Annotated in this window: 16 protein-coding genes and 5 pseudogenes; 16 read left to right on the forward strand and 5 right to left on the reverse strand. The window is 64.7% G+C overall.

What is annotated here, in order from left to right; translation table 11 throughout:
- Positions 1-102 precede the first annotated feature (102 nt).
- The 4 genes from ACFLEY_RS33635 (at position 103) to ACFLEY_RS33650 (ending at position 3,649) form a co-directional block, all read left to right on the forward strand.
- On the forward strand, positions 103-513 hold the full coding sequence (locus tag ACFLEY_RS33635; protein WP_011085529.1) for a hypothetical protein: 411 nt from the start codon (positions 103-105) through the stop codon (positions 511-513).
- Positions 514-948: 435 nt separating this feature from the next.
- Positions 949-1,953: an amidohydrolase family protein gene (locus ACFLEY_RS33640; RefSeq protein ID WP_304565998.1), complete on the forward strand. Its 1,005-nt coding sequence runs from the start codon at positions 949-951 to the stop codon at positions 1,951-1,953.
- A 101-nt stretch (positions 1,954-2,054) separates the two neighbouring features.
- Positions 2,055-3,119: an IS630-like element ISRj1 family transposase gene (locus tag ACFLEY_RS33645; RefSeq protein WP_026192128.1), complete on the forward strand. Its 1,065-nt coding sequence runs from the start codon at positions 2,055-2,057 to the stop codon at positions 3,117-3,119.
- A 101-nt stretch (positions 3,120-3,220) separates the two neighbouring features.
- Entirely contained in the window at positions 3,221-3,649 is a 429-nt protein-coding gene (locus tag ACFLEY_RS33650) for a hypothetical protein (protein WP_028174745.1), read from the forward strand.
- Between the two features lie 94 nt (positions 3,650-3,743).
- Here the strand turns inward: ACFLEY_RS33650 and cax are convergent, their stop codons facing one another.
- On the reverse strand, positions 3,744-4,844 hold the full coding sequence (gene cax, locus ACFLEY_RS33655; RefSeq protein WP_060912979.1) for a calcium/proton exchanger: 1,101 nt from the start codon (positions 4,842-4,844) through the stop codon (positions 3,744-3,746).
- A gap of 342 nt (positions 4,845-5,186) precedes the next feature.
- On the reverse strand, positions 5,187-6,248 hold the full coding sequence (locus ACFLEY_RS33660; RefSeq protein ID WP_060912978.1) for an isocitrate/isopropylmalate dehydrogenase family protein: 1,062 nt from the start codon (positions 6,246-6,248) through the stop codon (positions 5,187-5,189).
- A 170-nt stretch (positions 6,249-6,418) separates the two neighbouring features.
- Between ACFLEY_RS33660 and ACFLEY_RS33665 the strand changes: the two genes are divergently transcribed.
- Positions 6,419-7,807 carry an MFS transporter gene (locus ACFLEY_RS33665; RefSeq protein ID WP_060912977.1) on the forward strand — a complete coding sequence of 463 codons (1,389 nt, stop codon included), beginning with the start codon at positions 6,419-6,421 and terminating at the stop codon, positions 7,805-7,807.
- Positions 7,808-7,812: 5 nt separating this feature from the next.
- Here the strand turns inward: ACFLEY_RS33665 and ACFLEY_RS33670 are convergent, their stop codons facing one another.
- Both ACFLEY_RS33670 and ACFLEY_RS33675 read right to left on the reverse strand, forming a co-directional pair.
- Positions 7,813-9,432, reverse strand: coding sequence for a B12-binding domain-containing radical SAM protein (locus ACFLEY_RS33670; protein WP_211434425.1), 1,620 nt, complete (start codon positions 9,430-9,432; stop codon positions 7,813-7,815).
- Between the two features lie 178 nt (positions 9,433-9,610).
- Positions 9,611-9,838: a hypothetical protein gene (locus tag ACFLEY_RS33675; RefSeq protein WP_060910984.1), complete on the reverse strand. Its 228-nt coding sequence runs from the start codon at positions 9,836-9,838 to the stop codon at positions 9,611-9,613.
- 232 nt (positions 9,839-10,070) lie between these two features.
- Between ACFLEY_RS33675 and ACFLEY_RS33680 the strand changes: the two are divergent.
- Positions 10,071-10,483, forward strand: a pseudogene (locus ACFLEY_RS33680) ((2Fe-2S)-binding protein).
- An 11-nt stretch (positions 10,484-10,494) separates the two neighbouring features.
- Positions 10,495-10,872: pseudogene (locus ACFLEY_RS33685) on the forward strand (molybdopterin cofactor-binding domain-containing protein); the annotation flags it as partial.
- Between the two features lie 9 nt (positions 10,873-10,881).
- On the opposite strand, the pseudogene ACFLEY_RS33690 reads toward ACFLEY_RS33685, so the two are convergent.
- A pseudogene (locus tag ACFLEY_RS33690) lies at positions 10,882-11,988 on the reverse strand (IS630 family transposase).
- On the opposite strand from ACFLEY_RS33690, the pseudogene ACFLEY_RS33695 reads away from it, so the two are divergent.
- From ACFLEY_RS33695 to ACFLEY_RS33735, 9 genes and pseudogenes are all read left to right on the forward strand, one after another.
- Positions 11,885-13,696: pseudogene (locus tag ACFLEY_RS33695) on the forward strand (xanthine dehydrogenase family protein molybdopterin-binding subunit); the annotation flags it as partial. The pseudogenes ACFLEY_RS33690 and ACFLEY_RS33695 sit on opposite strands and share 104 nt — an antisense overlap.
- Positions 13,697-13,821: 125 nt before the next feature.
- A pseudogene (locus ACFLEY_RS33700) lies at positions 13,822-15,092 on the forward strand (FCSD flavin-binding domain-containing protein).
- Between the two features lie 7 nt (positions 15,093-15,099).
- Positions 15,100-15,729 carry a sulfur oxidation c-type cytochrome SoxX gene (gene soxX / locus ACFLEY_RS33705; RefSeq protein WP_249163188.1) on the forward strand — a complete coding sequence of 210 codons (630 nt, stop codon included), beginning with the start codon at positions 15,100-15,102 and terminating at the stop codon, positions 15,727-15,729.
- An 8-nt stretch (positions 15,730-15,737) separates the two neighbouring features.
- Positions 15,738-16,205, forward strand: a complete 468-nt coding sequence (locus ACFLEY_RS33710) for a SoxY-related AACIE arm protein (protein WP_060910980.1) — start codon at positions 15,738-15,740, stop codon at positions 16,203-16,205.
- Positions 16,205-16,522, forward strand: coding sequence for a thiosulfate oxidation carrier complex protein SoxZ (soxZ, locus tag ACFLEY_RS33715; RefSeq protein ID WP_060910979.1), 318 nt, complete (start codon positions 16,205-16,207; stop codon positions 16,520-16,522). The genes ACFLEY_RS33710 and soxZ overlap by 1 nt, the downstream gene beginning before the upstream one ends.
- The gene (soxA, locus tag ACFLEY_RS33720) at positions 16,519-17,298 is read left to right on the forward strand and encodes a sulfur oxidation c-type cytochrome SoxA (RefSeq protein WP_060910978.1); all 780 of its coding nucleotides are present in this window, start codon (positions 16,519-16,521) and stop codon (positions 17,296-17,298) included. Before soxZ ends, soxA begins: the two co-directional genes overlap by 4 nt.
- Before the next feature lie 82 nt (positions 17,299-17,380).
- Positions 17,381-18,706 (forward strand): ABC transporter substrate-binding protein, encoded by a 1,326-nt coding sequence (locus ACFLEY_RS33725; RefSeq protein WP_060910977.1) that lies wholly within the window; start codon positions 17,381-17,383, stop codon positions 18,704-18,706.
- Positions 18,703-19,641 (forward strand): carbohydrate ABC transporter permease, encoded by a 939-nt coding sequence (locus tag ACFLEY_RS33730; protein ID WP_060910976.1) that lies wholly within the window; start codon positions 18,703-18,705, stop codon positions 19,639-19,641. Before ACFLEY_RS33725 ends, ACFLEY_RS33730 begins: the two co-directional genes overlap by 4 nt.
- Positions 19,638-20,462: a carbohydrate ABC transporter permease gene (locus ACFLEY_RS33735; RefSeq protein ID WP_028174730.1), complete on the forward strand. Its 825-nt coding sequence runs from the start codon at positions 19,638-19,640 to the stop codon at positions 20,460-20,462. The genes ACFLEY_RS33730 and ACFLEY_RS33735 overlap by 4 nt, the downstream gene beginning before the upstream one ends.
- Positions 20,463-20,464: the final 2 nt, after the last annotated feature.

A 20,464-nucleotide genomic window follows, 5' to 3' on the forward strand; every position in this document is an offset into this window, starting at 1 on the left:
TCATTGCATGCGAGTTGCCGGTCGCGTGATCGGATTCGTGGAAGCATCGATATTTGAAACCATACTGCCGTCAGCTCAGGTAACGCTGTCCTTGGATTATTCATGCGTACGCTGCTCGTCATTTTAGGCATTTGGCTGTTGCTCAACATCCTTTTTGTCGTCGTCGTGATCCCGCCGCGAAAACCGCGGCCGTCCCGCGCCGACGGCGGGTCAGCCGGTCTTTCGCCCGTGCCAGTCCGCCATGATGCCGCTACGCCCGGCGAGGATCCCCCCGTTTCGCTTCGCCATGTGATCATCGCGATTGCGCTCGGCGCCTTCTTTTCGCTGAGCCCGCCCCTTCTCGAAGCGTACGATATGCTCCGCAGCAGGCTGCGGCGCCTGCGGGGGCAGAGCAATGACGAGAGCTCGACTGAGCAGGAGACATTGCAATCCATCCTTGCGAAGCTCAGGGCCGAATACGACGAACGTTCATCGAACGGCCTCTCGGACAAGGATGACGGCGACCGGCGCTGATCGGGAAAACGTCCATCGCTTCGACTCCTCGAAGACCGCCCGGCGCATCATGAGCGAACAGACGCGCGACAATTTTCCGCCGGACTATTGCGAGCCCCGTCGGCTGTCGGGCGAGCCGGAGTCATGGGACGCAACGCCGGGCCGCGTTCACACAAAGTTGCTGCTGTGATGCGACGACGTGACGATAGACATCGCTCAGCGACGAAAAATGGGCACATTCCAATCCCCAACAATCACCGCCCATGTTGCAGCCGCACCGCGGATTGCAGATGGGCGAAACCTCCTGCCTATGGAAGCACCACAGGCCCCCCGTCCATGCCAATTCGTAACAGGAGACCCGCAACATGCTCATTTGGGATCGGAAATCGGGAGGGCATCAAACGCTGCTCTACCTGTTGCGGCCCGTCCTGGTCGCGGCGCGGCTTTCTCGCGGGAGTGGGTGCGCTCGGCCTTGCCTCGGCCATCCCGGCCGTTGCGGTGCGCGGACAGACCAGGCCGGCGCTGATCGATACCCACCTTCATTTCTATCCGCCCGAATACCAGAAGCTTTGGCTTGGCTACGAAGACGCCCGCAAGCAGCCGCACTTTCCCGGTCAGGTTGCCTGGACCCGCGAGAAGCTCGTCGAGGACATGGACCGCAATGGCATACGCACAGGCATCCTGTCGGTCGCCTCCACGCCAGGGGTGTGGTTCGACCTCGGGCCGGCGGAAGCTGGCCGGCTCGCGCGCACCTGCAACGAGTACGCGGCGGACATGATGCGCGACCATCCGGGCCGTTTCGGCCTGTTCGCGACCTTGTCGATGCTGGATGTCGATGCCACGCTCGAGGAGATCGAATATGCGTTCGACACGCTGAAGGCGGACGGGATCGGGCTGCAAAGCAGCTACGGCGACAAATGGCTCGGTAATGCCGCCTACAGGCCGGTGTTCGAAGAGCTGAACCGTCGCAAGGCGGTCGTCTATGTGCATCCGCTGGTCGCGAGTTGCTGCAGCGCGCTCAGCGTCGGCACGTTTCCGGCGGTGATCGAAGTGCCGCACGACACCACACGTACGGTGACGAGCCTTCTGCTCAGCGGTGCATTTGCCCGCCACCGCGACATCAAATGGCTGTTCTCGCACGCCGGCGGCACGATTCCGATGATGGCCGGGCGCATCAATTCGTTCTATGGGGCGCGGCCCGATCTCAAGGAGTTTGCGCCGGAGGGGATCGAAGGCGAGCTAGCCCGGCTTCACTACGACACCGCGAATGCAACGTTCGCGCCGTCCATGGCCGCGCTGCTCAAGCTCGTACCCGCCTCCCAGATCACCTACGGCACCGACTATCCGTATTTCGGCCTTGGCCAGTTCGCGCAGTTGCAGAAGCTTGGCCTTTCGACTGAGGATCTCGATGCGATTGGCCATGAGAACGCGATTCGTCTCGTTCCGCGGTTGCAGGCCTAGAGCATCGGGCAGCGTCTCCTGACGGCGCGGCGGTGCCGCGACCCCGACGCTTGATCTAGTACCCATTTTTCTTGGAACGTGAGTCGTGATTCAAGGTCGGGATGATACCCGAAGCAAGAGAAGTCCACCTTTCGAGGAAAGATCGCAAGGTGCTTGAGGCGTGCTGTCGCTCACCGGTGACGTTGCAGCGCGATTTGAAGCGGGCGCGGATAGTTCTGTTGGCGGCGGATGGGCGCAGCACCCGGTCGATCGCCAAGGAAGTTGGGGTCCAGCCGCGGATTGTCAGCCTTTGGCGGCATCGCTATGCCGACCATGGCCTTGAAGGGCTGCAAGACAAGCCGCGGCCTGGCAAGCAGCCGATCTATACGAAGACGACCGACAAGCGGATTCTGAAGCTGCTGGATAAGCCGCCACCGCAAGGGTTTGCGCGCTGGACCGGCCCCCTGCTGGCCGAGGCGCTGGGCGATGTCGATGTCCAATATGTCTGGCGGTTCCTGCGCAGCCACAAGATTGACCTGGTGGCTCGCAAGTCCTGGTGCGAGAGCAACGACCCGAACTTTACGGCCAAAGCCGCCGATGTTGTCGGCCTCTATGTCGCGCCGCCGGCGAAGGCCATTGTGCTGTGCGTGGACGAGAAGCCCTCGATCCAGGCTTTGGAGCGAGCGCAGGGTTATCTGAAGTTGCCCAATGGCCGCGCCTTGACCGGCCAAAGCCACGATTACAAGCGGCATGGCACCACAACATTGTTTGCGGCGCTCGAAGTCGCCACCGGAAAGATCATCGCGACCCATTCAAAACGCCGGCGCCGCGTCGAGTTTCTCGATTTCATGAACAGCGTCACCGCGGCTTTTCCGAACCGCAAGCTTCACGTCATCCTCGACAACCTCAACACCCATAAAAAGAACGAGGACTGGCTCAAGGCCCACCCCAACGTGCAATTTCATTTCACGCCGACAAGTGCGTCATGGCTCAATCAGGTCGAAGTATGGTTTTCCATCTTGCAGGGGCAGTCGCTCAGCGGCACCTCCTTCACGAGCCTCAAGCAGCTTCAGGAACACATCGATGCCTACGTCAACGCATACAACGACAGAGCCGAGCCCTTCGTCTGGACCAAGAAAAAGGTCCGTCAACGCCGTTTCAAAGGCCGCCGCATCACTCAGCTCTGATTCCGGGTACTAGATCAAGCCCGCCACGGCAACGCCACGCCGGAATCAATTGTCGATGGTGGCGCAGAAAGCGCCGCCCGTAGCCAAGGAGATGATCGATCATGACCTCCTCGAAGTCTTTGCGCACCCTCATTCTCGCCGGAGCCGGCGCCCTGCTGCCCGCCATGGGTGTCCAGGCCGGGCCGATCCCGACGCATCTGGCGACGATGAAATCGATGGTCGATCAGAACACCACTGAAGTGCGATGGGTCGGCGGCTGGCGTGGCGGCTATGGCTATCGCGGCGTCGGGTGGGGCTACCGCGGCGGCTGGGGCTATCGCGGCTACGGTTATCGCGGACTCGGCTATGGCGTTGCCGGCGCCGTCGTCGGCGGCGCGATTGCGCGGAGCGCCTATTATGGCAGCTATGGCGGTTATCCCGCCTACGGCTACAGCTACCCGCCCGCGTCCTATTACGGTTATGGCGGCGGCTATGGCTACGGCTATGGCGACGACAATTGCCTGCCCTCCGGCAGCTACTGGGCCTACTAGCGAAGACGCATTCGCCGTTCCGGAGGATGGCTTGCCGCGGGCCGCCATTTCCCGGACGAGCTAGTTCACCCTCGTGCCGACGGGCAACAGCACCTCATCCCTCGCCCGCCGGCGGGACAACATACAGGGTCAGCGCAAACACTGCATAGATGAAGATCATCAGCGCGCCGACGAACCATGCCGAGCGTCCGCTGGCCGTGATGAACGCCGACGTGACCGTGGCGATCATCACCATGGTGACGGCGCCCGGCCAGAACTGCAGGTTCATCGGCGTCGGCCCCACGACGTAGCTGAGCAGCACCAGCGCGGGGGCGACGAACAGCGCGATCTGCGAGGCGCTGCCGAGCGCGATGCTGACGACCATGTCGAGCCGGTCCTTGCGCGCCGCGCCGAACGCCACCGCAAATTCGGCGGCAGCGCCGACCAGCGAAACGATGATGAAGCCGACAAAGGCCGGGCTCATCCCGAAGGTTTCCGCCGCCTTCTGCACCGATTCCACGAAGATTTCGCTGACCAGCGCGACCAGCACCGTGACGACCAGCAGCGTGCCGACGGCGATGCCGATCGGCCAATGCGCCTCCTTGTCGTCGCCATGATCGGCGCTTGCGAACAATTCCTTGTGCGTCCCGAGCGAGAACAACAGGCCGAGCGCGTAAGCGACGATCAGCAGGACTGAAATGCCGACGCTGAGCTTGTTCAAGATGCCTCCGCCCTGCGGCAGGTGCTCGAGATCGGCGACCGCCGAAGGCGCAAGCAGGGCGACGGTTGCCATCAGCAACAGGCCCGACGAGAGCCGCGCGCCGGCGCGGTTGTACTCCTGCACGTGGTAGCGCAGGCCGCCGAGCAGCAGGCAGGCCCCTAGCATGAACACCGCGTTGGTGACGATCGCCCCCGCAATCGAGGCCTTTACCAGCATGTACTGGCCGGCACGCAGCGCCGTGATGGCGATGATCAGCTCCGTCAGATTGCCGAGCGTTGCATTGAGCAGTCCGCCCACGGCATCGCCGGTCTTCGCGGCGACCGCTTCGGTGGCGTGGCTGAGCAGCGCCGCCAGCGGCACGATCGCAAGCACCGCCAGCACGAAGAGGAGCGTGTGGGAATGCGGGGCAGCCGCCTCGGCCAGCAGCACGATGGGCACGAAGACCAGCATCCAGAGCAACGGCGTATTCCGGATTTCCCTGAGCAGGGTTTGCATGTCGGCCGCCCTTTCCATGGATGCGCTGATGGAAGGGTCTGGCGGGCCTGCGAGGCGAGTATTGATCTGCCTCAACGTGGGCCGGAGGAGACGCGCCGCCGTGCGGTCCGAGGCCCACATTGCGCGTGACGAGAACGCGCCATGGCCCAGTCCCCGATCGCCGCCAGCATCGCATCCTGCCAGTGTTTTGCCCGACGGGTCAACGCGATCGCAGCTGCCGATGTCGCCGCGACGCATCGCGAAAATCCCTTATCGATCAAGGGGTGTTCTACTGTGCATGGGGTTGTTTTTCGACTTCTTTGTTTCGCCCAAAAAGAGCCGGAAAGCACGCGCCGAAGCACCTCACGCCCCCTGCAAGATCTCCGCAATCGCAGCCCCCGCCGCGATCGTGCCGAGCCTGCCGCCGACATCGCGCGTTGCCCTGCCCTCGCCGATCGCCTTTGCCACCGCCGTCTCGATCGCACGCGCGGCCTCCTCGTAGCGCACCGCGCCGCTCCTCTCGCCATGCCAGGCCAGCAGCAGCGCGGTCGACAGGATCAGCGAGACCGGATTGGCGACGTCCTGCCCGGCGATGTCAGGCGCCGAGCCGTGTGCCGCCTGCGCCATGGCATAGCGGTCGCCGACATTGAGCGAGCCGCCGAGGCCGAGACTGCCGGACAGCTCGGCCGTGAGATCGGACAGGATGTCGCCGAACATGTTGGTGGCGACGATGACGTCGAAGCGATCGGGGTTGCGCACGACATGCGCCATCATGGCGTCGACCAGGATGTCGTCGACTTCGAGGCCGGCATAGCCCTTCGCCGCCGCGCGACAGATGTCCAGGAACATCCCGTCGCCGATCTTGAGCACATTGGCCTTGTGCACGATCGTGAGGTGCCTGCGCCGCTTCATCGCGAGACGGCAGGCGGCGTGCGCGATGCGCTCGCAGCACGCCCGCGTGATCCGGCGCAGCGAGATCGCGACGTCAGGCGTGACCAGCATCTCGCCATTGCCCTGCTCCATGTTGCGATCGGCGTAGAAGCCTTCGGCGTTCTCGCGCACCACGACGAGGTCGAAATCGCCGAGGCGGCCTGGCCGCCCGGCATAGGTGCGCGCGGGCCTGACATTGGCGTAGAGGTCGAGGTTCTTGCGGAAGTGCCTGGACGGATTGATCTCGCCATGCGCCTCGTCCTTGAAGTCGAAGGTCGCGGTCGGCCCCAGGATCAGGCCGTCGGCGCCGCGGACGATGTCGAGCAGCTCGGGCCGCACCGTCGTGCCGAACTGCTTCAGGCTCGCGTGCCCGACCGCGTGCTCCTCCAGCCGCAGATTGAGCTGGAAGCGCTCCGAGGCCGCGCGCAGCACACCCGATGTCGCGGTCGTGATCTCCGGTCCGATGCCGTCACCGGGCAGAACGACGAGTTGCATGACGTTTCCCCAAAATTGCAGCGCCGGCGCGATCATACGCCAGAGCCCGGCGGCATCGCCTCACCTTCGCGCATACACAGCATGCAAGCATATGCCTGTGGAAGCGGCCTGCGGCGTAGTACATGCCAAAAGTCCGCATAGCCACGCCGCCGGAGCAACGCGCCAACGCAATGACGATCACGTTACCTGCCGCCGCGCGCGAGCCCGACCACGCCATGTCCGACGGCCTGCCGGCCGCGCAGCGGCGCTGGGCGATCGCTGCCATCTTCACCGCGCTGGCGATGGCCTCGCTCGACACCGCGATCGCCAACATCGCGCTGCCCGCCATTGCCGCCGACCTGCATGTCAGTCCGGAGCAGTCGGTCTGGGTCGTCAACGTCTACCAGATCGCGCTGGTGGCAACGCTCTTGCCGCTCGGCGCGCTCGGCGAGATCGTCGGGCACCAGCGCATCTATCTCGGCGGCTTGATCCTGTTCACCATCGCCTCACTGTTCTGCGCCGTGGCATGGTCGCTGGACAGCCTGCTGGTCGCGCGCACGCTGCAGGGCCTCGGAGCCAGCGGCATCATGAGCGTCAACACGGCGCTGGTGCGCTTCGTCTATCCCGGAAGGATGCTCGGCCGCGGCTTCGGCCACAACGCGCTGGTGGTCGCGACCGCCTTCACCTTCGGGCCGTCGATCGCCTCCGCGATCCTGGCGCTCGGCCCCTGGCCGTGGCTGTTTGCCGTCAACATTCCCTTCGGCCTCGTTGCGATTGGCATCGGCTTTGCGATGCTGCCGAAGACGCCGCGGGCCGATCACGGTTTTGATTTTCTCGGCGCGATCCTGGCGTCGGCCCGCCTTGGCCTGTTCATCACGGGCATCGGCAGCGCCGCGCACAATCTGTCGCCGGTCGTCGTGGGCATCGAGCTCGTCACGGCCCTCGCGCTCGGCTTCATCCTGACGCGCCGCCACGCCGATCACCCCGCGCCGATGCTGCCGATCGATTTGTTCAGCCGGCCGATGTTCGCGCTGTCGGCGGCAACGGCGGTGTGCTCCTTCGCGGTGCAGGGCCTCGCCTTCGTCTCGCTGCCGTTCTATTTCGAGGACGTGCTGGGACGCTCGCAGGTCGAGACCGGCTTCTTCATGACGCCGTGGCCGCTGGTGGTCGGCATCATGGCGCCGATCGCGGGGCGCCTGTCGGACCGGCATGCGGTCGGGCTGCTCGGCGGCATTGGCCTCGTGCTGCTTGGCCTCGGTATGGCGCTACTCGCGCTGCTGCCGGCCAATCCCGCCATCGCCGACATCATCTGGCGGATGGTGATCTGCGGCATGGGGTTCGGCTTCTTCCAGGCGCCGAACATGAAGGCGGTGATGTCGAGCGCGCCGCCGCACCGCAGCGGCAGCGCCTCCGGCATCGTCGCCACCGCGCGCCTGACCGGACAGACGACGGGGGCTGCGCTCGCGGCGCTCTGCTTCGCCCTCGCCGGTCACGACGGCGCGACCGTCGCACTCGCACTCGGTGCAGGCTTTGCCGCGCTCGGCAGCGTGATGAGCTTCCTGCGGCTGGCGGTGAAGTAGGGCCTTCAGGCCAGGTGCCGCGCTGCGGTCGCGTCGATGGTCGCCGCCGGGATGACGGTCTCGTCGTCCAGCGCGGCAAGGCGCGCGTCGATGGCGTCGATGACCTTGCGCGAGAACGGACCGAGATGGGCATAGGCCGCGATCATCTGCACCGCGATCCGCGCCGATGACGTGTCGCGCTTGGCGCAGTTCATGAAGGTCTGCCAGAGCGGCCCGCGCGCCTCGGGAATGGCGGTGACCACGCGGTGCACCGTCTCCATCGCCCCGAGCTTGGCACGGATATCGCCCTCCGCAAGCGCGTGGCGCTGCCGCGAACGGTCGAGCAGCGTCATCAAGCGGTCGATGCGTCCGGCATAGGCAGCCGGGCTGTAGATGCGCTCCAGCACCCGCTTGTAATCCATCAGGATGTCGCGCAGCGGGCGCACCGGATCGAAGTTGATCCCATCCGTGCACTGATCGGCGCCGATGGTCGGCGCCAGATCGTGGCCCGGGTGCAGCCGGCCTTCGCGCTCCAGGCGGCGCGTCAGCTGCGTGTTCGGCAAGGCATAGAGCAGGCCGACCATGCTGACGGGGATCGCCGCCTCCTCGATGAATTCGATCATGGCCTCCGCCATCGAGACCTTCTCATTGTCGAAGCCGACGATGAAGCCCGCGGTGACGAGAATGCCGGCGGCGTAGATCTTGTGGATGCTCTCGGCGATGTTGCGCCGCGTGTTCTGCTTCTTCCGCATCGCGACCAGCGTCGCCGGATCCGGACTTTCGATGCCGACGAAGATGCCGAAGAAATTGGCCGCCCCCATTTGCTCCAGCAGTTCCGGATCGTCGGCGAGGTTGATCGAGGCTTCGGTGGAGAATTCGAACGGATAGCCGTGGGCGCGCTGCCATTCGGCGAGCTGCGGGAGGAACAGCCGCAGCGACTTCTTGTTGCCGATGAAATTGTCGTCGACGAAGTCGAGATGGCCGCGGTAGCCCATCTGGTAGAGCGTCTCGAGCTCGACGAACATCTGCTCGGCCGTCTTGGTTCGCGGCACGCGACCGTAGAGCTCGATGATGTCGCAGAACTCGCAGGTGAACGGGCAGCCGCGCGAATACTGCACACCGATATAGAGATAATCTTCGAATTTGAGCAGGTCGAACCGCGGCACCGGCGTCCTGGTGACGTCGGCCTGGAATTTCGGCGCAGTGAAGACGCCGGAGCGCGCACCGCCCTCCCAGGCCGCGATGAATTCGTCGATGACACTCTCGGCCTCGCCGAGCACCCGGAAGTCGGCCCTCTCATAGATGTGGGGGCTCGAGGTCGGATCGGGGCCGCCGACGACCACCGGCTTGCCCGCAGCGCGGCATAGCTCGATCAGGCGCAGCGTGTCGGCCTGCTGCGGCAGCATTCCGCCGGTGAAGACGACGTCGGCCCAGGCGAGATCCTCGTCACCCAGGGGGGACGTGTTGCAGTCGATGAGGCGCACCGTCCAGTCGGCAGGCAGCATCGCGGCAACGGTGATCAGGCCGAGGGGAGCAGCGGGGCGCTTCACGCCCATCAGCTTGCAGGATTCGCCAAAACTCCAGAACGACTCCGCGGTGAACAGCGGGTAGAGCATCAACACGTTGCAGGGGCTCGGCACGTCCATGGAACTCCTCTGGCTTCGACTCAGTGTACCAGAGCGACCTCGTCTTGCATCCCGGCAAAAGGGGACAAACTGTCGCCGCAATGCAGCGGTGATCGGGCCTGGAACCGGCGTCCACGGCCGGGCGTCGCCCCAAGCCGCGGATTGGCGCCTGGAACCCGGCCCGCGGCGCAGCGAGCAATCAGCAGCGTTCGCTCGCAAGCAGCTTCCGGCTGCTCGCCAGGACATCGCTGCACCAGGCGAAGAACGCGCCGAGAAACTCGCGGCCGGGCGCGTCAGTGCGGGCATGCTGCCGCAACGTCTCGAAGCCCTTCTCCATCCGCGAGGCATTGCGCGCCAGCAGGGCGCGGATGTCGCTGCGGACCGGACTGGGATAGAGCTCGTCTTTTGCTGATGATCCGGATCCCATTCTCGTTTGCGACACCAAACGCCCTCAGCTTGTGACGGGCCATTTCATGAACGATCGCCTCCGCGGTCGCGAGCGGGCAATTGACTGCAACACCGAACACCCAACAATCTTCCCGGCGCCCCCCGATCTCTTTGACGGCCACCCCGCGGACTGTTGATTTGAACAGTTCCAATTTGCCGGACACATTGCGCCCTGAGTCCAATCGGTGGATTGGACCAATCAGGGGACTGCGATGGCAAACCTTACAATCAACGGAAAATCCCTCACACTCGACGTCGAGCCGGATACGCCGCTGCTCTGGGCGATCCGCGAGAATGCTGGCCTGACCGGAACCAAATATGGCTGCGGCATTGCACAATGCGGCGCCTGCACGGTTCACATCGACGGCATCGCGACCCGCGCCTGCGGCGTTTCGGTCGCCGAGGCCGAAGGCAAGAAGATCACCACGTGCAGGAAGCCTGGATCGCCAAGGACGTTCCGCAATGCGGCTATTGCCAGAGTGGCATGATCATGGCGGTGGCGGCGCTGCTGAACGAGAAGCCGAAGCCGACCGACGCCGACATCGACGAGGCCATCACCAATATCTGCCGCTGCGGCACCTTCCAGCAGGTGCGCGAAGCGATCCACACGATCGCCAGCGCGTAAGGAACCGCCCCATGAACAAGCACGTCTCTCCCAAGATGAACCGCCGTGCCTTCGTCATCGGCACCGCCGCGGTCGGCGCAGGCCTCGCAATTGGCCTCGATATCCCCTTCGGCGGACCCGCCGTGGTGCGCGCAGCCGACGGCTCGCCCGAAATCGGCGCCTGGGTCGTGGTCAGGCCCGACGACACCGTCGTGATCCGCATCGCCCGCTCCGAGATGGGCCAGGGCTCGCTCACCGGCCTCGCCCAACTCGTCGCCGAGGAACTCGAATGCGACTGGTCGAAGGTCTCGACCGAATATCCGACACCCGGCCAGAGCGTCGCCCGCAAGCGCGTCTGGGGCGATTTCTCGACCGGTGGCAGCCGCGGCATCCGCTCTTCGCAGGACTATTACCCGGAATCAGAGCTGAGTGATACGGCGGCCTTTGAAACGGCGTTGACGGACCTTTTTCTTGGTCCAGACGAAGGGCTCGGCTCTGTCGTTGTATGCGTTGACGTAGGCATCGATGTGTTCCTGAAGCTGCTTGAGGCTCGTGAAGGAGGTGCCGCTGAGCGACTGCCCCTGCAAGATGGAAAACCATACTTCGACCTAATTGAGCCATGACGCACTTGTCGGCGTGAAATGAAATTGCACGTTGGGGTGGGCCTTGAGCCAGTCCTCGTTCTTTTTATGGGTGTTGAGGTTGTCGAGGATGACGTGAAGCTTGCGGTTCGGAAAAGCCGCGGTGACGCTGTTCATGAAATCGAGAAACTCGACGCGGCGCCGGCGTTTTGAATGGGTCGCGATGATCTTTCCGGTGGCGACTTCGAGCGCCGCAAACAATGTTGTGGTGCCATGCCGCTTGTAATCGTGGCTTTGGCCGGTCAAGGCGCGGCCATTGGGCAACTTCAGATAACCCTGCGCTCGCTCCAAAGCCTGGATCGAGGGCTTCTCGTCCACGCACAGCACAATGGCCTTCGCCGGCGGCGCGACATAGAGGCCGACAACATCGGCGGCTTTGGCCGTAAAGTTCGGGTCGTTGCTCTCGCACCAGGACTTGCGAGCCACCAGGTCAATCTTGTGGCTGCGCAGGAACCGCCAGACATATTGGACATCGACATCGCCCAGCGCCTCGGCCAGCAGGGGGCCGGTCCAGCGCGCAAACCCTTGCGGTGGCGGCTTATCCAGCAGCTTCAGAATCCGCTTGTCGGTCGTCTTCGTATAGATCGGCTGCTTGCCAGGCCGCGGCTTGTCTTGCAGCCCTTCAAGGCCATGGTCGGCATAGCGATGCCGCCAAAGGCTGACAATCCGCGGCTGGACCCCAACTTCCTTGGCGATCGACCGGGTGCTGCGCCCATCCGCCGCCAACAGAACTATCCGCGCCCGCTTCAAATCGCGCTGCAACGTCACCGGTGAGCGACAGCATGTCCGCAAGGGCGGCGCCACCGCGCGCGTGATGCTGATCCAGGCCGCCGCCGATTCGTGGAAAGTGCCGGCATCCGAATGCACCGCCGCGAAGAGCGTCATCACCCATACGCCGTCGGGCAGGACCACAACCTACGGCAAGGTCGCCGAGGCTGCGGCCAAGCTGATGCCGCCGGCCGACGTCAAGCTGAAGGATCCGAAGGACTGGAAGCTGATCGGCAAGGGCGTGCTGCGCCTCGACACCGCCGACAAGACCACCGGCACGATGGTCTACGGCATCGACGTCAAGCTGCCGGGCATGCTGAACGCCGCGATCAAGGACTGCCCGGTGTTCGGCGGCAAGCTGAAGAGCTATGACGAAGCCAAGATCGCCGGCATGAAAGGCGTCAAGAAGGTCGTCACGGTCGGCGATACCGCGGTCGCGGTCGTTGCCGATACCTGGTGGCACGCCAAGACCGCGCTGGAAGCCCTGCCGATCGTCTGGGACGAGGGCGACAACGCCAAGGTCTCCAGCGCGTCGATTGCGAAGTGGCTGGCGGAAGGCCTCGACAACGCGCAGCCGGCCTATGTCGGCAACAAGAACGGCGACGCCAAGGCGGCGATTGCCGGCGCCGTCAAGAAGGTCGAGGCCGTCTACAACTACCCTTACCAGAACCACGCCACGATGGAGCCGATGAACGCCACCGCGCTCTACACGGCGGAGAAATGCGAGGTCTGGTGCGGCACGCAGAATGGCGAGGCAGCCTTCGCGGCGACACTGGAGGCCTCCGGCCTGCCGGCGGAGAAGTGCGACGTGCACAAGGTGATGCCCGGCGGCGGCTTCGGCCGGCGCGGCCAGACCGACTACGTCCGCCAGGCGGTCATGATCGCCAAGCAGATGCCGGGCACGCCGATCAAGCTGTTGTGGTCGCGCGAAGAGGACATGGCGCACGGCCGCTATCACCCGATCACCCAGTGCAAGATGACCGGCGCGTTCGACGCCGACAACAACCTGGTCGCGCTGCACTACCGCCTGTCGGGACAGTCGATCCTGTTCTCGCTTCGCCCCGAAGCGCTCCAGAACGGGATGGATCCGGCCGCGTTCCAGGGTGTCGCCCAATCCGGCGAAGCCGCGTTCGGCTATTCGGTGCCGAACCTGCTGATCGAGCACGCGATGCGCAATCCGCACGTTCCGCCGGGCTTCTGGCGCGGCGTCAACGTCAATCACAACGCGATCTACATGGAATGCTTCATGGACGAACTGGCCCATGCCGCAGGCCAGGACCCGCTCGAATTCCGCCGCAAGCTGATGGGCAATCACCCCAAGCATCTGGCGGTGCTCAATGCCGTGGCCGAGAAGATCGGCTGGGACAAGCCGGCGCCACAAGGCGTCTATCGCGGCATCGCGCAGGTCATGGGCTATGGGAGCTACGTCGCCGGCGCCGCCGAGATCTCGGTGACCGACGGCAACAAGATCAAGGTGCACCGCATCGTCGCCTCCACCGACCCCGGCTACGTCGTCAATCCGGCGCAGGTGGAACGGCAGATCGCTGGCTCCTTCGTCTATGGCCTGTCCGCGCTGTTCTACGGCGGCTGCACCGTCAAGGACGGCAAGATCGAGCAAACCAACTTCGACACCTACAACTCGATGCGTATCAACGAGATGCCGAAGGTGGAATCGGTGATGGTGCCGAGCGGCGGGTTCTGGGGCGGCGTCGGCGAGCCGACCATCGGCGTTGCGGCACCGGCCGTGCTCAATGCGTACTTCGCCGCGACCGGCAAGCGCATCCGCTCCGTGCCGCTGCGCGACCAGAACATCACCTTCGCCTAGAGCATGATCCGGACCCGAAGGGCCGCGTCAGCGCAAAGAGCGAAGCGGTTTTCCGAGAAGATCACGCTCAAGCAACAACTCGCGGCGGCCACGACGGCCGCCGCGGCATTTTCCGGATGAGACCCATGAATGCGCCGGTGACACGGCGGAATGTCGTCCTCGGCATCACCGCCGCGGCCACATCGTACGCAGTACCTTCAATCCTGCGCGCGCAATCGGCGGGCCGCGTCGTCGTGGTCGGCGGCGGCTTTGGCGGCGCGGCCTGTGCCCGCGCGCTCAAACGCGCCGACGCCAAATTGCAGGTGACGCTGATCGAGCCGAACAAGGTCTTCACATCCTGCCCATTCAGCAACGAGGTGATCGCAGGCCTGCGCGAGATCGAGGCGCAGCAGTTCGGCTATGACAAGCTTGTCGCCGAAGGGACCACCGTCATTGCCCAGGCGGCAACAACCGTCGATCCCGAAAGGCGCAGCGTCACGACGACCGACGGCGCCACGCTCACTTACGACCGCCTCGTGCTCTCGCCCGGCATCGACTTCCATGTCGAAGCCCTGCCCGGCTACGACGAGGCGGCGTCGGAAAAGATGCCGCACGCCTGGAAGGCCGGCGCGCAGACGCTGCTGCTGCGCCGGCAGTTGGAGGCGATGGAAGACGGTGGCACGGTCGCCATTGCAATCCCCGCCAATCCCTCGCGCTGTCCGCCGGCGCCTTACGAACGCGCGAGCCTGATCGCTCACTACCTGAAGACGAAGAAGCCGCGCGCGAAGGTGCTGATCCTCGATGCCAAGGATAGCTTCTCCCAGCAGCGGCTGTTCGAGCGGGCCTGGAAGGAGCTCTATGGGGACATGATCGAGCGCATCGCGCTGTCGCAAGGCGGCGGCGTGACCTCCGTGGACGCTTCGACGAAGACCATCGTCACCGAGTTCGGCAACTACACCCCCGACGTCGCCAACGTCATCCCGCCGCAACGCGCCGGCCACGTCGCTCAGATCGCGGGTGCAGCGGATGCGACCGGCTGGTGCCCGATCGATCCCATGACCTTCGAGTCGAAGCTCGTCCGAAACATCCACATCATCGGCGATGCCTGCCTCGGCGGCGGCATGCCCAAATCGGCATCGGCCGCGAGCGCGCAAGGCAAGGCCTGCGCCGCTGCGATCGTCAACCTGCTCGCAGGCCGCGCCCCGGAGACGCCGCGGCTCACCGGTGTCTGCTACACCACCGTCGCGCCCAGTTACGGCTTCTCGCTCGCCGGCAACTACCAACCCAGAGGCGATATCTACGCCGAGGTCGAGGGCGGCGCGACCAGCCCGGTCGATGCCCCGCGCGAGCTGCGCGCCCGCGAGGCTGACGAGGCCGCGCGCTGGTTCAAACCATCACGGCAGACACCTTTGGCTAAGGCAATGATGGGACGAGCCTGCCGCCACGAACACGACGCGCTCCCTCCCCCGCGTGCGGGGGAGGGCTGGGGAGAGGGTGTCTCCGCCCGCGAGAACCCCCAAGAGGAAAGAGCCCTCACCCGCCGCTACGCGGCGACCTCTCCCGCAAGCGGGAGAGGTAAGAGGAGTTCGCGGCGGCCTCAGTCATTCAATCCAATATCTGCGATTGCGGTATTCATCGTAGCGAGCCTTGCCTTGGCCCTGCCCACCCAAGCGGACGAGCTCGCGCCTTACACAATCGTCGGCGACGGCATTCCGGCTTCGCTCACCGGCACGCCCGGCGATGCCGCGCGCGGACGCGCGCTGGTGCTGGCGCGCACGACGACCTGCATCCTCTGCCATTCCGGCCCCTTCCCGGAAACGCGGTTCCAGGGCGACCTCGCGCCTGATCTCTCCGGCGCCGGGAACCGGTGGTCGGTGAGCCAGTTGCGGCTTCGTCTGGTCGATGCGGCGCGCTTCAACGCGGAGACCATCATGCCGTCCTATTATCGCAATGACGGCCTCGTGCGCGTCGGGCGCAATTTTGCCGGCAAGCCGATATTGTCCGCCGCGGAGATCGAGGACATCGTGGCCTATCTAGCAACGCTTCGGGACTAGGACTGCTCATGCCAACCACGCGACGACAATTCCTGAGCCTTGCCGGAGGCATCACCGCTGCGGGAACGATCCCGATCGTCACGCTGCGGCCGCTGGAGGCGACGCCCGGGATGCTCAACACGGCGATCCGCAACGTCGTCGGTGAAGCCCCGATTCGCACCGGCAGGGTGAAGCTCGACATTCCGCCGCTGGTCGAGAACGGCAACACCGTGCCAATGACCGTCAGCGTCGCAAGCCCGATGACGCCTGATGACTACGTCAAGAGCATCCACGTCTTCAACGAGAAGAACCCGCAGCCGAACATCGGCAATTTCCATCTCGGCCCGTGGGCCGGCCGAGCCCAGGTCTCGACGAGGATCCGGCTCGCCGATACTCAGAAGGTGGTCGCGATCGCGCGTCTCTCCGACGACAGCTTCTGGCAGGTCGCCGCCGACGTCGTCGTGACGCTGGCCGCCTGCACCGAGGAGATGAACTGATGGCCGCGCTGATCAACGTTCCGGCAAAGGCCAGGCGCGGCGACGTCATCGAGATCCGCACGCTGACCTCGCACATCATGGAAACCGGCTTCCGCCACACCGCCGATGGCCGGCTCGTGCCGCGCGACATCATCACGAGCTTCACCTGCCGCTACAACGGCACCGAGGTCTTTCGCGCCGATCTGTTTCCGGCGATCGCCGCGAACCCATATCTTTCGTTCTTCACGGTTGCGAAGGAGAGCGGCAAGTTCGAGTTCGAATGGACCGGCGACAACGGCTATACCTCCACCGCGTCGGCATTGATCACGGTCGAATGAAATTTTGGCGCGCGATAGCGGTGGCAATACTGCTCTCCGCGGGCCCCGCCCTGCTTGCCGGCGAGATTGCGCCCGAGGCGCGTCGCTCCGGCTACGCCTTCATGGGGCCGGACACGCGTGCCATGCAGGATGACGACACCGCCAATCCGGGCATGCTGTTCGTGCTCGATGGCGAGGCGCTCTGGACGAAGAAGACCGGCAGCGCGGAGAAGGCCTGCGCGAATTGCCACGGCGATGCGCGAGGCAGCATGAAAGGCGTCGCAGCGCGCTATCCCGCTTTCGAGAAGGCGGTGGGCCGTCCCATCACACTCGATCAACGCATCAATCTCTGCCGCGCCAATCATCAGCAGGCAACGCCGCTCCCCTACGAGAGCCGCGACCTGCTGGCGCTGTCCGCTTTCGTCGCCCACCAGTCGCGCGGCGTCGCGATCACGGCTGGCGACGACCCGCAACTCAAGCCGTTCGTCGAACAGGGCCGCGACCTCTTCATGCAGCGCGAGGGCCAGCTCAACCTCGCCTGCACCAATTGCCACGACGACAACTTTGACAAGCATCTCGCCGGCGCGCCGATCACGCAAGCGCAGCCGACCGGCTATCCGCTGTATCGGCTGGAATGGCAGACGTTGGGGTCGCTGGAGCGGCGTCTGCGAAGCTGCATGTCCGGCGTCCGCGCCCAGGCCTACGATTACGGCGCACCGGAGTTCGTCGCGCTCGAGCTCTATTTGATGTCGCGGGCGCGCGGCCTGCCGATGGAAACACCGGCCGTGCGGCCTTGATTCCTTCGAATTAGGACTAGGCAGGCGTGGCACGGTCGCTAGTATCCCTCCCAAAGACGATGAGTCACAGGGAGGACTTGAAGTGGTCGACTACAGAATCTCGCGCCGTACGCTCTTGACGGGCACGGCAGCGGCTGGCGCGCTCAGCCTGACCGGATTGCCGGCGCGCGCCGAGGTCAACTGGAAGAAATATGCCGGGACCAAGCTGGAGGTGATCCTCGCCAAGGGTCCGCGCGGCGACAACCTGCAAAAGAACATCAAGGAGTTCACCGATCTCACCGGCATCCAGGTCGAGGCGGAGCAGATCCCGGAGCAGCAGCAGCGCCAGAAGGTCGTGATCGAGTTCACCTCGGGCCGGCCAAGCTTCGACGTCGTCCATCTCAGCTATCACGTGCAGAAGCGGCAGTTCGAGAAAGCCGGCTGGCTCGCCGACATGACGCCTTTCATGAAGGACCCGTCGCTGACCGCGCCCGATCTCGTCGAGAGCGATTTTTCCGCCGCGGGCCTGCAATATGCCAAGAACGACAAGGGGCAGATGCTGTCGCTGCCGTGGTCGGTGGACTATTTCATCCTCTACTACAACAAGGAGCTGTTCCAGAAGAAGGGCGTGGCCGTCCCGAAGACCCTCGACGAGATGGTCGCTGCCGCCGAGAAGCTCACCGATCCCAAGGAAGGCACCTATGGCTTCGTCGGGCGGGGCCTGCGCAACGCCAATATGGCATTGTGGACCAACTTCTTCCTCAACTATGGCGGCGAATTCCTCGACGACAAACGCAACATCCTGACCGACGGTCCGGAGGCGATCGCGGCAACGAAACTCTACCAGACGCTGCTGACGAAGTCCGCCCCGCCCGGCGTCGCCGGCTTCAACTGGATGGAGTCGATGGCCTCGTTCACGCAAGGACGCTCGGCGATGTGGATCGACGGCGTCGGCTGGGCGCCGCCGCTGGAGGATCCGGCCGCCTCGCGCGTCGTCGGCAAGGTCGGCTACACCGTCGTGCCCGCCGGACCCAAGGGACATTATTCGTCCACTTACGGCGACGGCATCGGCATCGCGGCGGCGAGCAAGAACAAGGAAGCCGCCTACCTGCTCTGCCAGTGGGTGGTCTCGAAACAGCAGGGCGCGCGCCTGCTCCAGGCCGGCGGCGGCGTCCCGTTCCGCAGCTCGATCCTGAACGATCCCGAGATCCAGAAGGGCGTGAAGATGCCGCCGGAGTGGCTGCAATCGGTGATCGAGTCCGGCAAGATCAGCAAGCTCGGCCTGCCCGTGGTCGTCCCCGTCGCCGAATTCCGCGATATCGTCGGCGCGGCGCTCACCGCGACGCTGTCCGGGGCCGACCCGGCCGCCGAGCTGAAGAAGGCCAACGACCAGTTCCGGCCGATCCTGGAGCGTAGCGAAAAGGCGTGAGTGCGTTGACACAAGCTGATCCGGCCGCGGCACGGTCCGATGCCGCGCCGGAGAAAGAGTTGCGCCCGCCGTCCTACTGGCCGTTCGTGGTGCCGGCGCTGGTCGTCGTGCTCGCCATCATCATCTTCCCGTGGGTCTTCACCATCTGGATGAGCCTGAACGAGTGGAAGGTCGGCTCGCCGACCACCTTCGTCGGGCTCTCCAACTATTTGCGGCTGACCAGCGATCCGCGCTTCATCGAGGCGGTGGGCCACACCATGGTCTACACCGCGCTGTCGGTGCTGCTGCCGCTGGTGCTCGGCACGTTCGCAGCCGTTGTATTTCACCAGAAATTCGCCGGGCGCGGCTTCCTGCGCGGCGTCTTCATCATGCCGATGATGGCGACGCCCGTCGCGATCGCGCTGGTCTGGACCATGATGTTCCACCCGCAGCTCGGCGTGCTGAACTACATCTTGTCGCTGGTCGGGATACCTGCGCAGCTCTGGGTGTTTCATCCCGCGACCGTCATTCCCTCGCTGGTGCTGGTCGAGACCTGGCAATGGACGCCGCTCGTGATGCTGATCGTGCTCGGCGGCCTCGCCGCAATCCCGACCGAGCCCTATGAGAGCGCGCAGATCGACGGCGCCAATCTCTGGCAGGTGTTCCGCTTCATCACGCTGCCGCTGATCATGCCGTTCCTGTTCATCGCCGGCATGATCCGCATGATCGACGCGGTGAAGAGCTTCGACATCATCTTCGCGATCACGCAAGGCGGACCCGGCTCGGCGTCGGAGACGATCAACATCTACCTCTACAGCGTCGCCTTCACCTACTACGACCTCGGCTACGGCTCGGCGATCGCGGTGGTGTTCTTCCTGTTGATCGTCCTACTTGCCGCGGTGATGCTGTATGCCCGCCAGCGCATGGTGTGGACCGAAATCGCGAGCGACTCATGACACCTCGTCAGATCATCGGCAAGATCGGCCTGTGGCTTTCGGTGTTCGTCATCGTGTCGCCGGCAATCCTGTTCTTCCTCTGGATGCTGTCGCTGTCGCTCAAATTCGAGATCGACAACGCCGCCTACCCGCCGGTGTTCTTCCCCGAGCATATCGCCTGGAAGAACTATGCCGACGTGCTGGCCTCCAATCGCTTCCTGACCTATTTCATCAACAGCCTGGTCGTCACCGGCAGTGCGACCGCGTTGGCGCTGATCGTCGGCGTCCCCGCCGGCTACGGCATCGCGCGCATGGCCGCGCATAAATCCGCGATCGTGATCCTGATCGCCCGCATCACGCCCGGCCTGTCCTACCTGATCCCGCTGTTCCTGCTATTCCAGTGGCTGGGATTGCTCGGCACGCTGGTGCCGCAGATCATCATCCACCTCGTCGTGACGGTGCCGATCGTGATCTGGATCATGATCGGCTATTTCGAGACCACGCCGCTCGAGCTGGAAGAGGCCGCCCTGATCGACGGCGCCACGCGCTGGCAGGTCTTTCGCCACGTCGCCCTGCCGATCGCCAAGCCGGGGATCGCGGTCGCCTTCATCCTCGCCGTGATCTTCTCCTGGAACAACTTCGTCTTCGGCATCGTGCTGGCCGGACGCGAGACGCGCACCCTGCCCGTCGCGGTCTACAACATGATCTCGTTCGACCAGCTGAGCTGGGGGCCGCTCGCCGCTGCCGCGCTGATCGTCACCCTCCCGGTACTGCTGCTGACGGTGTTTGCGCAGCGGCAGATCGTGGCCGGGCTCACCGCGGGTGCAGTCAAGGGCGGGTGATC

Source organism: Bradyrhizobium sp. YCK136, assembly GCF_044570075.1.
In the GTDB taxonomy this organism is placed as follows: Bacteria; Pseudomonadota; Alphaproteobacteria; order Rhizobiales; family Xanthobacteraceae; genus Bradyrhizobium; species Bradyrhizobium diazoefficiens.